We start from the raw sequence: 13,286 nt of genomic DNA, 5'->3' as shown, positions 1-13,286 counted from the left end.
CTACACTAGGGTGCAGTGTTCTGCGACCAGACGCCCCGTCCGGGGCGAGGGAGGATATCCATCTATGAAGTTTTCCAGCAGGCTCGACCGTTTTGGCGACGAGGTGTTCGCGGCGCTCAACCAGCGCAGGCTCAAGCTCGAGGCGGAGGGCCGCACGATCTACAACCTGTCGGTGGGCACGCCCGATTTCGCGCCGTACGACCACGTGGTCGAGGCGTTGCGCGACGCCGCCGCCGATCCCGTCCAGTGGAAATACAGCCTGCGCGACCTGCCCGAGCTCAAGCAGGCGGTCTGTGACTACTACGCGAGCCGCTTCGGCGTCGAGGGCATCACGCCCGACATGGTCGCCTCGTGCAACGGAACGCAGGAGGGCGTCGGCCATCTGGGGCTCGCCCTGCTCGATCCCGGGGACACGGCGCTGGTGCCCGACCCCTGCTACCCGGTGTTCGAGGCGGGCGTGAAGATTGCCGACGGCGAGCTTGCCTACTACCCGCTGAGCGCCGAGCATGACTTCCTGCCGCATGTGGCCGATATCGATCCTGCGGTCGCTGACCGCGCCAAGTACATGATCGTGTCGCTTCCCGCCAACCCGGTGGGCAGCGTGGGCACGCCCGAGGTGTACGAGGAGATCATCGCGTTCGCGCGCGAGCACGACCTTCTGATCGTGCACGACAACGCATATTCCGATATCGTGTACGATGGCCCGCGCGGCGGCAGCTTCCTGCAGTATCCCGGTGCGCTCGAGGTGGGCGTCGAGTTCTTCTCGCTCTCGAAGTCCTTCAACGTGACCGGAGCACGCATCGGTTTTCTGGTCGGCCGCTCCGACGTGGTCTCGGCGTTCGCCAAGCTGCGCAGCCAGATCGACTTCGGCATGTTCTACCCCATCCAGAAGGCCGCCATCGCCGCGCTGACCGGTCCGCTCGACCAGGTCGAGGCGCAGCGTCTCAAGTACCAGGAGCGTCGCGATGCGCTGTGCGACGGCCTGGAGCGCATCGGCTGGGAGCGGCCCAACGCGCACGGCACGATGTTCGTGTGGGCCAAGCTGCCCGGCGGGCGCACGGATTCCATGGCGTTTTGCGAGGAACTTATGGACCGCGCGGGCGTGGTGGTGACGCCCGGCGCGAGCTTCGGCCCCTCGGGCGAGGGCTACGTGCGCATGGCGCTCGTGCTTCCGCCCGAGGGCCTTCAGGCGGCCGTCGCCGCGATCGAGGCCGCCGGCATCTAACATCTAGACGGGTTGGTTGGGGATGGGTTGGTTGGGGACGCGCTCCTTCCAACCCATCGCAACTCATTTGGGGATGCGTTCCCTCCAGCCCGTTGCGCTTGCTCGGCGTTCCTTCAGATATCTCGACGCTGTCGCACCATGGGCTGGAAGAAACACGCCCCATTCAACCCCGACGCTACCGCGCAATGGGTTGGAAGGAGCGCGTCCCAATGGGTTGGAGGGAACACGTCCCCAACCGACCCACAATGGGTTGGAGGGAACACGTCCCCAACCAACCCAGCCAACCCTTCTCATGTGTAAATGTTATAAGAATGATAGGAAATAGCGGCGGCGCGTTTAGGCTCGCACGTTGCGGATATATTTTACACCATGGTACCGATACCAATTCCGATTGAATCAGGGGGACTACCATGGTCAACGATAGAAAAGTCGCCGTCGTCGGATGCGGGTTCGTCGGCTCGTCATCGGCGTTCGCCCTCATGCAAAGCGGGCTGTTTTCCGAGATGGTCCTTATCGACGTGGACCGCGCCCGCGCCGAGGGCGAGGCGCTCGACATCAGCCACGGGGCGCCGTTCGCGCATCCCATGCGCATCTACGCCGGCGACTACGAGGATGCCGCCGATGCGGCGATCATCGTGGTGACGGCGGGCGCTGCGCAGAAACTCGGCGAGACGCGTCTGGATCTGGTGAACAAGAACGTCGCCATCTACCGCAGCATCATCCCGCGCATTCGGGAGGTTGGATTCGAGGGCATCCTGCTTATCGTCTCCAACCCGGTCGACGTGCTCACCTATGCCGCCATCAAGATGTCCGGCCTGCCCGAGAGCCGCGTGATCGGTTCGGGCACTGTGCTCGACACCGCCCGCCTGCAGGAGGCACTCGGCGATCATCTGGGCGTTGATCCGCGCGATGTCGAGGCGTACATCATCGGTGAGCACGGCGACTCCGAGCTTGCCGTGTGGTCGAGCGCCGACGTTGCCGGCGTACCGCTCGAGGACTTCTGCGAGATGCGCGGCCACTTCGACCACGAGGCGACCGAGGCGCGTATCGTCGACGAGGTCCGCCATGCCGCCTACGAGATCATCGCGCGCAAGCACGCGACGTATTACGGCATCGCGATGTCGGTCCAGCGCCTGTGCCGGGCGATTATGGGTGACGAGAAGTGCATCCTGCCCGTCTCGAGCCTCATGGTGGGGGAGTACGGCCTTTCCGACATCGCCATCTCTATGCCCACGATCATCGGCCGCGGCGGCATCGAGTGCCGCGTGCCCATCTCCCTTGACGATGAGGAGCTTGGTGAGCTGCACCGCTCCGCTGCGGCGCTGTCCGAGGTCATCGACCGCGCGCAGCTGCGTTAGCCGGATGCGCAGGCTGCGTCGGCGCCCATCGGCTTGTGTGGCGATGGGCGCCGACTGCCGACTGTGCAGCCGACAGGACTGACGCCGACAGACAGTCGACCGACAGCTGGCCAATCGTCAGTCAACCGACCGAACGTCGACCTGACGCCGACCAACAGCCGACCGGCGGCGTACCGGCACCTGGCCGGCAGGCTTCCCGCCGATCGCTAACAGGTTGCCAACCCGCCGACCGGCGACCGCCCTCGCACCCTGTCATATCCCGCGAAAAAAACCGGTCGCATTTTGCTATCGTGCCATGCTTGTTCGTACAAGCATGGCACGATAGAATGGCCCTGACGACCGATGTGAGCGGGAGGTAGCCATGGCGATCAACGCAATCGAATGGTGGAAGCAGGCTGTCGTGTACCAGGTGTATCCGCGCAGTTTCCGCGACGCCGACGGCGACGGCTTGGGCGATATCCGCGGGGTGACCGCCGGGATCGATTACCTCGCCGAACTCGGCATCGATGCCATCTGGCTCTCACCGTTCTATCCTTCCGAGCTCGCCGACGGCGGGTACGACGTCATCGATTACCGCGCGGTCGACCCGCGCCTGGGCACGCTCGACGATTTCGATGGGCTTATCGCCGCCGCGCATGCCCACGACATCCGCGTGATCGTGGACATCGTGCCCAACCACACCTCAAACAAGCACCGTTTCTTCCAGGCGGCGCTCGCCGCGGGCCCCGGCTCGTCCGAGCGCGAACGCTACATCTTCCGGCCTGGCCGCGGGGAGCACGGTGAGCTTCCCCCGAACGGCTGGATGTCGTGTTTCGGCGGCTCGGCGTGGGAGCGCGTCGAGGACGGCGAATGGTACCTGCATCTGTTTGCCGCCGAGCAGCCCGATCTTAACTGGCAGCATCCCGACGTGCGCGAGGAGTTCGAGCGCACGCTGCGCTTTTGGTGCGACCGCGGCGTCGACGGGTTCCGCGTGGATGTGGCGCACGCCCTAGCGAAGGACCTGACGAGCCGTCCGCTCGACGAGCTCGACCAGGCGCCTAAGCAGGGGAGCGGCAACGCGGACAATCCCTTATGGGACCGCCCCGAGGTCCATGAGATCTACCGCTTGTGGCGCCGCATCTTCAACGAATACGAGCCGCCGCGCTTCGCCGTCGCCGAGGCGTGGGTGACACCCGATCACCAGCGCCTCTACGCCTCGCCCGATGAGCTCGGTCAGGTGTTCAACTTCGAGTTCGCCAAGGCGGACTGGTACGCCGCCGACTTCCGTCGCGCTATTGTGGAGGGCCTGGCTTGCGCGGAGGATTCGGGCTCCACGAGTACGTGGGTGCTTTCCAATCACGACGTGCCGCGCCATGCGACGCGCTACGGCTTGCCGCAGGTGAAGGCAAAGGTGCACCATCAGTTCGTCAACGACTGGCTGCTGCGCGACGGGGCGACCTATACCGAGGATCGCGCGCTAGGCACCAAGCGCGCTCGCGCCGCGCTGCTCATGGAGATGGCGCTGCCGGGCTCAGCCTACATCTACCAGGGCGAGGAGCTGGGCCTGTTCGAGGTTGCGAACATCCCGTGGGATCGTCTGGAGGATCCGCAGGCGCGCCGGACCTGCCACGGGGATGCGCTGAAGGGGCGCGATGGCTGCCGCGTGCCGCTGCCCTGGGTCGCTTCCGACATGCCGGCGCCGGCTGCGTGGGACGGCTCCTTCGGTGACGGGGATACGGCGAGTTTCGGGTTTTCCGCGCCGGCTACGGGTGTGGCGCGCGCGGACAAGACGGCTGCCCCGCACCTGCCGCAGCCGTTGTGGTTCGTTGAGCACGCGGTGGATCGCCTGGATGCCGAGCCCGGCTCGATGCTCAACCTATACCGCCGAATCCTCGCACTGCGCCATGAGCTGCTCACGTCTACGGGCGATACCTCACTGACCTGGTGGGGAGCAGGCGAGTTGGGGATTTCTGCCGAGCAGGCGCGCGAGGTGATCGCTTATGCCCGCCCCGCGGCCGGTGGCAAGACGCTCGTGAGCATCACCAACTTTGGTGCGCATGAGCTCGCCTTGCCCGAAGGCGAGGTGCTCGTATCGTCCGAGCCGCTTACGGGTGCGCTGGGCCAAGACGCTTCTGTGTGGATTGTGCTTGGTTAGGAACCGGCTGGCCACTGCATCGCGCACCCGGGCGGTTGCATAGCGGGTGCGCGAGCGGCTGGCCGCCGCTGCTGCGCGACGCCCCCGATCGGCACCCTGTGGAAGTGCATATGGGTCTGACACCGCGTCCCTGCCTTGGGAGGACGTCCAGCGGAGGTTCCGGAGCTCAGAGTTGCTGAAAATTCAACGTTTTGAGTGGGTGGATTTCAAGCGCCCGGAAATGCGAACTCGTCGTGCGGTCGTTACCTGCGGAAACGTTACCTCTGAAGATGCCCTCTCAGACGGGTTCGAAAACCACCCGCTCAAAACGTCGATTTTTCAGTGAAAGTCAGCGCTGGAACCTCCGCTGTGGACCGCAGGCAGCCTCGTTTTGCCCCAAACGCCTCTGCGGGGCAGGTCGTAGCTGGCAGTAATCTGCGCTTCTTAAGGCTAGAGTCTTCCTGGCGGTGCTTTTGGTACGCTTGGACAGAACCATTGTTGTTGCCTATGCGATGCTAACGTGAGGGGTCGAGCATGATGCATGCCGGAAAAGACGCGCGACGCGTCGTCTCGCTTGCGAAGCCGACGGGCGCAGGCCTGCCCGATGGCGCGGCGATGCCTACGGATGAGAAGGCAGGTTCCGGCGTGCTCGGCACGCTTGCTGAGAAGATCCCCCTGAGCAGGCCGTCGCTTTCGCCGCGCCATGCCGAGGGCGACACAAGCGCTCAGCCCACCCCCTCGTCAAAGCGCGCGGACAACTTCTTGACCTACGCGCAGTCTGTTCGCGACCCGTTTTCCAGGCGGCCGCTGAACGCCCTCGACAGCCTCGTGTTCTCGTGGCTGTCGTACTTTCGCTTGAGCTCTCAACTGCGTTGCGCGCGCATGCCCGAGGGCATCGGACTCCACGAGCTGTTGCGCGCTGAGGATTTCTCGTCGATGTTCGGTACGAGCTGGGACCCCGAGTCCAGCCGCGAGCTGCTGTTCGCCGTGTGCGCGAGCCCGCGCTTTCGCGATACACACCTGTGCCATTTCGCCTACAAGACCGAGCGCGCGACCTCCGAGCAGTTCGCCGCCATGACGTTCATGCTGCCCGACGGCAGCGCCTACCTCGCGTTTCGGGGTACGGACTCCACGCTGGTCGGGTGGCGCGAGGACTTCAACATGGCCTCGCAGCTCCCGGTGCCCTCGCAGTGCGAGGCGCAGCGGTATCTTGAGCGCGTGGCACCGCAGTTGACCGGCCCCATCTACCTCGGCGGCCATTCCAAGGGCGGTAACCTTGCGACCTATGCCGCGGCCTCGGCTCCCGAAGATATCCAGCGGCGGATCGTGCGCGTCTTTTCCCACGACGGCCCCGGCTTCGACGATTCGTTTCTCGAGGGCGAAGGGTATGCGCGCATCCGTGATCGCGTCGAGAAGAACGTGCCCAAATCCTCGATCATCGGCCTCATCATGGACGAGCGCCATGAGTTCACCGTCGTCGAGAGCGGCGGGATCTCCGTGCTGCAGCACAACCCGTTTCTGTGGGAGGTCGAGAGCTGCGAATTCAAGCAGGCAGATGGCCTGTCGGCGAGCTCGCGCTACTTCGGCTCGACGCTTGCCGCGTGGATGCGCCGGTTCACCCCCGAGGAGCGCGGGGAGTTCATCGCGACGCTGTTCCAGGTGCTGAGCGTGACCGGGGCCACGCGCTTCGCCGATATCCGTGAGAACTGGCGCACGAGCCTGCCCGCCATGAAAGAGGCGGTGTCTTCCCTGGCACCCGAGCAGCGCGCCTTCGTAACCGACGTGTTCAAGGCGCTTGCCCGCGTGGCGACGATCGATCGCATGTCTGACGTGGCATCCGGTTTGGTGGACTCCCTGCGCGCATCCGACGAGCAATAAGTCGCTTCGCGACGGGACCGTTTTGATTCATCGCCTACTCGCGCTGTCCGCAAGACACGCTATACTCGTGAGGCTCACAAACCCTGATAGGAGTTGGCATGAAGATCAACCATGCGATTCTGCATATTCTCGATTTCGATTCGTCGGTCAACGTCATGAGCCAGCGCGAACTCGACCTCGACACGCGCGCCGTGCGCTCGTTCGTGACCTCTCATCTGCGCCGCGCTCGCACGAGCGCGGACAACAAGCGCGCCTCGTTCGCCGAGAACAGCGGGTTTGCCGGCGAGCTCAAGGCGTTCTTGTTCGGCGACCGCGAGTTCATCGATTTCTCCGAGCAGATCGCCGAGTTCGTCGCAGGAGAGCTCGCCAAGGCAGACAAGGCGGAGTCGACCGACGTGCTTGTGGCGGACTTCGAAGACGATGACGAGGTGCGCTGGTTCGCGATCCTGCTCATGAGCAGCCGTATGGCGTTCATGCACGAGGTCGATCGCGAGGGCGGCCAGGTGCGTAACGATATCGCGCGCCACTACGCGATCCTGCCCAACCCGTCTCAGAAGGTGACGAGCTACTGCATCGTGCGCGCCAGCACGATGGAGGTGTTCTACCAGGATAAGAAGCGCAAGATCGCCGGCGAGGACACCATGCTCATCCCCGACGGGCTGCTGCAGTGCGTGACGGGGGTGTCGGGCAAGGAGATCATCGACACGGTGACGCGCATCGTGGAGGAGGTTGCCGAGGAGCACGGCGCCAACACGGCCATGGCCCTGGCGCGCGCCAAAGAGGTCGTCGCCGAGAAGGTCGAGGAGGACGAGGAGCTCGCCCCGTGGGATCTGGCCGACGAGATCTTCGAGGACGAACCCGCTATGAAGGAGCGCTTCGAGGCCGAGATGCGCGAGGAGCAGCTGCCCGAGCGCGTGCCGGTCGAGCGCGCCAACGTGGAGCGCGCGGCGGTGCGCAACCACAAGATCCGCACCGACACGGGCATCGAGATCACGTTTCCCGCGGAGATGCTGCGCAACACCGAGTACGTGCAGTTCGTGAACGAGCCGAACGGATTGATCTCCATCGAGCTCAAGAACATCGGGAGCATCGAGAACCGGTAGGACAGGGCGGTAAGCCGCCATGGGGTATACTCGTAGCGAGCAGAAGGTTTTAAGCCCTCCTGCGAAAATGAGTCATTGTGGGATGGCCCCACGCCGAACAGCCGTCTCCGCTAAAGGCGGCTGTTCCTCTGTGCGCGGGCAAAACGGCTCCATCCCAAGACACGCCAAGCAACAGGCCCGCTGCGCTTCTTCAAGGTGCAGCGGGCCTGTTCGCAGGGGGCTGTTATAGCGGTGCGATTACGCCGCCTCGACGTCCTTCGTCACGATGACGTCGACCCCGAGTCCCAGCACGTCGGCGATCACGACATCGCCCTCGTGAACGGGTGCGGGGACCTCGACCTTGCGGATCTCGGCCATGACGTCGAAGATACGGTCCTTAGGGATCACGCCGGACAGGCGCACGCTCGCGAGCGGCAGGTCGCCGCCGTCGACGAGCACCGACGTCGCGATGTTGCGCATGGGGTTCTCGATCTCCTGGGTGACGTAGGCCTCGCCCTTGGGGCACTTGTTGCCCGAGATGCCCTTGATCGTCTTGCCCTCGAGCTCGACGGAGATATCGCATCCCTGCGGGCACATGATGCAGGTGAATTCCCTTAGCATGACACCGTCACCTCCAGGTCGTCGGTGGTGTTGAGCTTGTCTGCGGCAAGCTTGATCTGAATCATCTCGGCGGGCAGGGCCTTTGCCATCTTGCGGCGCTTGAGGACGGTCTCGCCCTGGCGGATCTCGACGGTGCAGTCGCGCAGCGGACGGCGCACGCGGAACGACACGGTGACGTCGCTCTCGCCGCTGATGCGCGACGGCGTGAGTCCGCCCACGAGCTCGCCTCCGCGCACGGCGAGCTTGCTTTCGGGCAGCGACCCCTGCGTGATGAAGCGCGCGGCGCTGTCGGCGAGCGCTTCGGCCTCAAGCGACACGAAGTCCACGAGGTCGTGCACGTGCAGGACGTTGCCGGCGGCGAAGATGCCCGGCACGGTTGTCTGGTAGTTCTCGTCGACGGCGGGACCGCTCGTCCCGGGGTCCTTCTCGGCGCCCGCCATCCAGGTGAGCTCGTTTTCGGGGATCAGGCCCACCGAGAGGACGAGCGTGTCGCACTCGTATTCCTTCTCGGTGCCGGGAATCGGCTGCATATGGTCGTCGACCTCGGAGATGACCACACTCTCCAGGCGGTCGGTGCCGCGGATGTCGGTGACGGTGTGGGACAGCGACAGCGGGATGTTGTAGTCGTTCAGGCACTGCTCGACGTTGCGCGGAAGGCCGCTTGCGTAGGGCTGGACCTCGAACACGCCGAGCACCTCGGCGCCCTCGAGCGTCATGCGGCGCGCCATGATCATGCCGATGTCGCCGGAGCCCAAGATGATGACGCGGCGGCCGACCATCTTGTTCTTGAGGTTAATGTACGCCTGTGCCACACCCGCGGTGTACACGCCGGCAGGACGCGTGCCCGGGATGCTGATGGCGCCGCGCGTGCGCTCGCGGCAACCCATGGCGAGGATGATCGCGCCGGCCTCGAACTCCATCATGCCGTGCTCGGAGGAGGAGGCGAAGACGTGGCGGTCGGGCGTGATCTCGAGCACCGTGGTGTCGGTGAGGCAGGGGATCTCGAGCGACTCGGCCTCGCGGACGAAGCGCGCCGCGTACTCGGGGCCGGACAGGGTCTCGCCGAAGCGGGTGAGGCCGAAGCCGTCGTGGATGCACTGGCGCAGGATGCCGCCGGGCTTCTTCTCACGCTCGAGGATCAAGATGTCGTCGATGCCCTTGCGGCGCAGCTCAATTGCGGCGGCGAGACCGGCGGGACCGCCGCCGACGATGATGGCGTCTACGTGCTTCATTATGCGCTCACGCTCCCTTCGGATGCGGAATCATCGGTTTTGCCGCTCCTGACAGGACCGGTGAACATGTACGAGCCGGCATGGTTGTAGCGCACGTCGGTCGGCTTGATGCCCAGCTCCTCCTCGATCATCTCGGTGATGCGGGTCTCGCAGTAGCCGCCCTGGCAGCGCCCCATGGTGGCGCGGGTGCGGTTCTTGATGCCCGTGACGGTGTGCACGCCGAGCGGGTTGTTGATGGCGCGGCGGATCTCGGCGCGGGTGACGGTCTCGCAGCGGCAGACGATCTCGCCGTACTCGGGATCCTCGGCGATGGCGGCCGCCTGCTCCTCGTGCGTCATGTCGTAGAAGCGCTTGGGCGCCGGGCGATGCGGGTTGAAGTGCTCGTTCACGCTCGGCTTCTCGACCTCGACCAGGCGCGCGACGGCACGGCGGGCGAGCGGCAGCGCGCAGGTGACGCCGGGGGACTCGATGCCCACGAGGTTCACGGTGTTGGGGTTGTGCTGCTGGTCGCTCTCGAGCTTGAAGTCGAGGACGTTGCCCTCCTCATCGACGCGCTTCCAGCGGATGCCGGCGAAGTTGCGGATGAAGTACTCGCGGCGCATCTGCTTGAACATCTTCGAGCCGTCGCGGATGAGCCCGTCGAGGTGGTCCTTGGTGCACTTGTAGTCCTCCCAGTCCTCGGTGACATAGGAGTCCGGACCCACCAGGATGTTGCCGTCGACGGTGGGGGTGGCGTGCGTGGAGAAGCCGCCGCGGTCGTTGGGCGCGGGGTAGACGGGGATCTTGAGGAACTGGCCGGCCTTCTTGTCGAGCACGAAGTACTCGCCCTTGAAGCCGCGTACGGGGTAGTTGGGATAGCCGAGCATCTCGGAGATCTGGCTGGCGTAGGCGCCGGCGCAGTTGATGACCCACTTGGTGCGGAACGTCTGCTGCGAGGTGTAGACCAGATAGCAGTTGTTGGCGATGTAGCGCTCGATGGCGGTGACCTTGCGGTCGAAGAAGAACTTCACGCCGTTTTGGGCCGCGTTGTCGGCGAGGGCGATCGTGTACGCCATCGGGTCGAGGATGCCCGAGGACGGCACGTACATGGCGAACTCGCCGCCCGCGTGCGGCTCGATGCTCTCGATCTCGGCCTTGTCGATGATGCGCATGCCCTCGACGCCGTTCTGCTCGCCGATGGCCTTGAACTTGAGGATGTTCTCCATGTCGTGGTCGGTGAATCCCACAACCAGTTTGCCGGTGCGCTTGAACGGCACGCCGAGCTCGGCGGCGACCTGGTCGAACTCCTTGTTGCCCTCGACGGCGCATTCCGCCTTGAGCGTTCCGGGCTTGTAGGTAAAGCCTGCGTGCAGCATGCCGGTGTTGCGGCTGCTGTTGCCGCAGGCGACGTCAAGCTCCTTTTCCAGGACGGCGACGCGCAGCTGGTAGCGTGCAAGCTCGCGGGCTACCGCCGAGCCGACGACACCGGCTCCGATGACGATGACATCCCATTGCTCCATACGAATCCCTCCTGATTCGCTTCGGACACTGTCGGGTGTATCGTACGAAGCCGACTACCAGATGTGATTAGTACGCAAAACAGTGTTTTGCGGGCTGTTGAGCGCCCCAAACGGTCAAGGGGGACCGATCGCTGCCGAATTCGGACCGATCGCATGCGCAGGCCTGGGAAGCCGGGCGTTAATCTGCCTGGAAAAACGCAAAAAGCCCGACGGTTGCTCGTAGGCGATCGTCGGGCTTATCGGTGAACGGCGTGGGTCAATCGGGGAGCGTGCGGTGTTCTACAGTGCAATCGTCTCAAGATCGTCGGGGATGTAGAGATTTCCGCGATAGTACGCAGACCCCTCGGCGGCGTAGAGTTCTTTGCGGCGCGCGATGTTGCGGTCCTCGGTATGGTAGAGCACGAGGTTTTCTGCACCGAGCTCCTCGGCGAGCTCGCAGGCGTCCTTGACGGTGGAGTGGTGCTTTTCATAGGGCGAGAAGATGTCCGCCTGGCCGTGCAGGCAGAAGGCCTCATGAAGCAGCCAGGTGCTGTCTTCCGCATAGGCGCGCTCGCATTCGTTGTACGGCTCGTCTCCGCAGCAGGTGAGCTTGCGGCCGTCGCCCATGTCCATGGTGAAGCCGAACTGCTTGGCCTTGGTCGATTGGATATCGAAGAACGTGACCTCGTGGCCGATGATCGTGCGCGTCTCGCCGTCTTCGACGGTGACGAGGTGGACGCGATCGTCGATGAAGCGCGTCTGCTTGGGCTGCAGAAGCATGTCGGCGATGCTGCGAACGATGATGAGTACCTCGTCGTGCCCGTAGATGGTGACATCGCCCTCGTAGGCGCCTTTCGCCATGTTCTGGCAGATGAGGCGGATGAGCCACACGATGCCGACGATATGGTCGATGTGCTTGTGGGTCACGAAGATCTCGTGGATGTCGTGCCAGTCGATGTCCGCGCGCTTGAGCTGGACGAGCACGCCGTTGCCGCCTCCGCCGTCGACCAGGAAGCGCTTCGTGCCGTCCGTGATGACAAAGCAGGTGTTATAGCATTCGGTGACGAGCGCGTTGCCCGTTCCCAGCAGGGTGAGTTCCATGGATGCCCCTCCTACGGTCGGTTCGTTTTTTCCGAGAGGGGATTATAGCGAACGTTTGCAGCTCCCGTGGAGGTTCCAGAGCCCAGAAGTGCTGAAAAATCGAGGTTATGAGCGACTCGTTTCAGAACGCTCGAAAAAGCGCATCTGTCTCTCGGCCGTTACCTGCGGAAACGGTGGCTCCGAAGGCGCCCTTTTGAGCTGGTTCGAAATCCACCCGCTCAAAAGCTCGATTATTCAGAACCTCTGGGTTCCGGAACCTCCGCTAGAAGGTTGGCTCATTTGGGGACGGGTTCGTTCCAGCCCATCGGCGGCCGCGTGGGCCGCCGATGGGCTGGAACGAACCCGTCCCCAAATGACCTATCTTCGCGAGCCTCCACTGGGGTGCGGTCGCGCCCAGTCGCTACAGCTTGCGCAGGCCCTCCTCGAGGCCCGTCTTGCTGTCCGTCTGCGCATCCCGCATCTTGATGAGGCGCGCGGGGACACCCGCGACCACCGCGCCGGCGGGCACGTCCTCGACGCACACGGCGCCCGCGGCGACAACGGCGCCTTTGCCCACGTGGACCCCTTCGAGCACGACGGCGTTCGCGCCGATCATGACGTCGTCGTCCACGATGACCGGCGTTGCGCTTGCGGGCTCGACGACGCCTGCGAGCACGGTGCCGGCGCCGATGTGGCACCGCTTGCCCACGGTGGCGCGGCCTCCCAGCACCGCGCCCATGTCGATCATGGTTCCCTCGCCGATGACGGCGCCGATGTTGATGATGGCGCCCATCATGATGACGGCGTTGTCGCCGATTTCGACGCGGTCTCGGATGATGGCACCCGGCTCGATGCGCGCGTTGACGTTCTTGAGGTCGAGCAGCGGGACTGCGGAGTTGCGGCAGTCGCTCTCGATGTCAAAGTGCTCGATGTCGTCGGCATGGGCCTCGAGGACGGGGGCAAGATCCTTCCAATCGCCGAACACGATGCGCCCGTCGGCGTTGCCGTATGCATGCGCGGCGCCCCAGTCGATGCCGGCGCCCTCGCGCTCGCGGATGTACAGTTTGACGGGCGTCTTCTTCTCCGCCGTCGCGATGAAGTCGATGATTTCCTGCGCGTTCATGCGTGCTCCTTCCTTGTCCTTGCGGCAGGTATGCGCCGCGCCGTCGCCCGCGGCCATCTTGTCGCGTCGACGTCCGGCGCGAAAGCAACCGATTGA

Annotated in this window: 10 protein-coding genes; 5 read left to right on the top strand and 5 right to left on the bottom strand. The window is 64.5% G+C overall.

The genetic code is table 11. From position 1 onward, the window contains the following. The first annotated feature begins 64 nt into the window (after nt 1-64). The 5 genes from BN3789_RS09390 (at nt 65) to BN3789_RS09370 (ending at nt 7,677) form a co-directional block, all read left to right on the top strand. Nucleotides 65-1,225, top strand: a complete 1,161-nt coding sequence (locus tag BN3789_RS09390) for a pyridoxal phosphate-dependent aminotransferase (protein WP_066833503.1) — start codon at nt 65-67, stop codon at nt 1,223-1,225. A gap of 410 nt (nt 1,226-1,635) precedes the next feature. Beyond that, nucleotides 1,636-2,583, top strand: a complete 948-nt coding sequence (locus tag BN3789_RS09385; RefSeq protein WP_066833501.1) for an L-lactate dehydrogenase — start codon at nt 1,636-1,638, stop codon at nt 2,581-2,583. A gap of 361 nt (nt 2,584-2,944) precedes the next feature. Continuing rightward, the gene (locus BN3789_RS09380) at nt 2,945-4,717 is read left to right on the top strand and encodes a glycoside hydrolase family 13 protein (protein WP_066833498.1); all 1,773 of its coding nucleotides are present in this window, start codon (nt 2,945-2,947) and stop codon (nt 4,715-4,717) included. Between the two features lie 513 nt (nt 4,718-5,230). Beyond that, nucleotides 5,231-6,574 carry an Mbeg1-like protein gene (locus BN3789_RS09375; RefSeq protein ID WP_229254309.1) on the top strand — a complete coding sequence of 448 codons (1,344 nt, stop codon included), beginning with the start codon at nt 5,231-5,233 and terminating at the stop codon, nt 6,572-6,574. Nucleotides 6,575-6,672: 98 nt separating this feature from the next. Then, nucleotides 6,673-7,677 carry a nucleoid-associated protein gene (locus BN3789_RS09370; RefSeq protein ID WP_066833495.1) on the top strand — a complete coding sequence of 335 codons (1,005 nt, stop codon included), beginning with the start codon at nt 6,673-6,675 and terminating at the stop codon, nt 7,675-7,677. A 237-nt stretch (nt 7,678-7,914) separates the two neighbouring features. Here the strand turns inward: BN3789_RS09370 and BN3789_RS09365 are convergent, their stop codons facing one another. From BN3789_RS09365 to dapD, 5 genes are all read right to left on the bottom strand, one after another. Continuing rightward, complete coding sequence (locus BN3789_RS09365) at nt 7,915-8,277, bottom strand: DUF1667 domain-containing protein (protein WP_066833492.1); 363 nt, start codon at nt 8,275-8,277, stop codon at nt 7,915-7,917. After that, nucleotides 8,271-9,509, bottom strand: coding sequence for an NAD(P)/FAD-dependent oxidoreductase (locus tag BN3789_RS09360; RefSeq protein ID WP_066833489.1), 1,239 nt, complete (start codon nt 9,507-9,509; stop codon nt 8,271-8,273). Before BN3789_RS09360 ends, BN3789_RS09365 begins: the two co-directional genes overlap by 7 nt. After that, entirely contained in the window at nt 9,509-11,008 is a 1,500-nt protein-coding gene (locus BN3789_RS09355) for an NAD(P)/FAD-dependent oxidoreductase (protein WP_066833487.1), read from the bottom strand. Before BN3789_RS09355 ends, BN3789_RS09360 begins: the two co-directional genes overlap by 1 nt. Nucleotides 11,009-11,287: 279 nt before the next feature. Continuing rightward, nucleotides 11,288-12,088: an MBL fold metallo-hydrolase gene (locus BN3789_RS09350; RefSeq protein ID WP_066833483.1), complete on the bottom strand. Its 801-nt coding sequence runs from the start codon at nt 12,086-12,088 to the stop codon at nt 11,288-11,290. A 400-nt stretch (nt 12,089-12,488) separates the two neighbouring features. Further along, nucleotides 12,489-13,190 (bottom strand): 2,3,4,5-tetrahydropyridine-2,6-dicarboxylate N-acetyltransferase, encoded by a 702-nt coding sequence (dapD, locus tag BN3789_RS09345; protein ID WP_066833480.1) that lies wholly within the window; start codon nt 13,188-13,190, stop codon nt 12,489-12,491. Nucleotides 13,191-13,286: the final 96 nt, after the last annotated feature.

This window comes from Collinsella ihumii (genome assembly GCF_900046475.1).
GTDB classification, from domain to species: domain Bacteria; phylum Actinomycetota; class Coriobacteriia; order Coriobacteriales; family Coriobacteriaceae; genus Collinsella; species Collinsella ihumii.
The sequence above is the reverse complement of the archived record's forward strand: the minus strand, read 5'-3'. Positions and strand labels throughout refer to the sequence as shown.

Bases quoted from the DNA above. Each gene is read 5' to 3' on its own strand.
- BN3789_RS09390 (WP_066833503.1), top strand. From the start codon at position 65: ATGAAGTTTTCCAGCAGGCTCGACCGTTTTGGCGACGAGGTGTTCGCG.
- BN3789_RS09385 (WP_066833501.1), top strand. From the start codon at position 1,636: ATGGTCAACGATAGAAAAGTCGCCGTCGTCGGATGCGGGTTCGTCGGC.
- BN3789_RS09380 (WP_066833498.1), top strand. From the start codon at position 2,945: ATGGCGATCAACGCAATCGAATGGTGGAAGCAGGCTGTCGTGTACCAG.
- BN3789_RS09375 (WP_229254309.1), top strand. From the start codon at position 5,231: ATGATGCATGCCGGAAAAGACGCGCGACGCGTCGTCTCGCTTGCGAAG.
- BN3789_RS09370 (WP_066833495.1), top strand. From the start codon at position 6,673: ATGAAGATCAACCATGCGATTCTGCATATTCTCGATTTCGATTCGTCG.
- BN3789_RS09365 (WP_066833492.1), bottom strand. From the start codon at position 8,277: ATGCTAAGGGAATTCACCTGCATCATGTGCCCGCAGGGATGCGATATC.
- BN3789_RS09360 (WP_066833489.1), bottom strand. From the start codon at position 9,509: ATGAAGCACGTAGACGCCATCATCGTCGGCGGCGGTCCCGCCGGTCTC.
- BN3789_RS09355 (WP_066833487.1), bottom strand. From the start codon at position 11,008: ATGGAGCAATGGGATGTCATCGTCATCGGAGCCGGTGTCGTCGGCTCG.
- BN3789_RS09350 (WP_066833483.1), bottom strand. From the start codon at position 12,088: ATGGAACTCACCCTGCTGGGAACGGGCAACGCGCTCGTCACCGAATGC.
- dapD (WP_066833480.1), bottom strand. From the start codon at position 13,190: ATGAACGCGCAGGAAATCATCGACTTCATCGCGACGGCGGAGAAGAAG.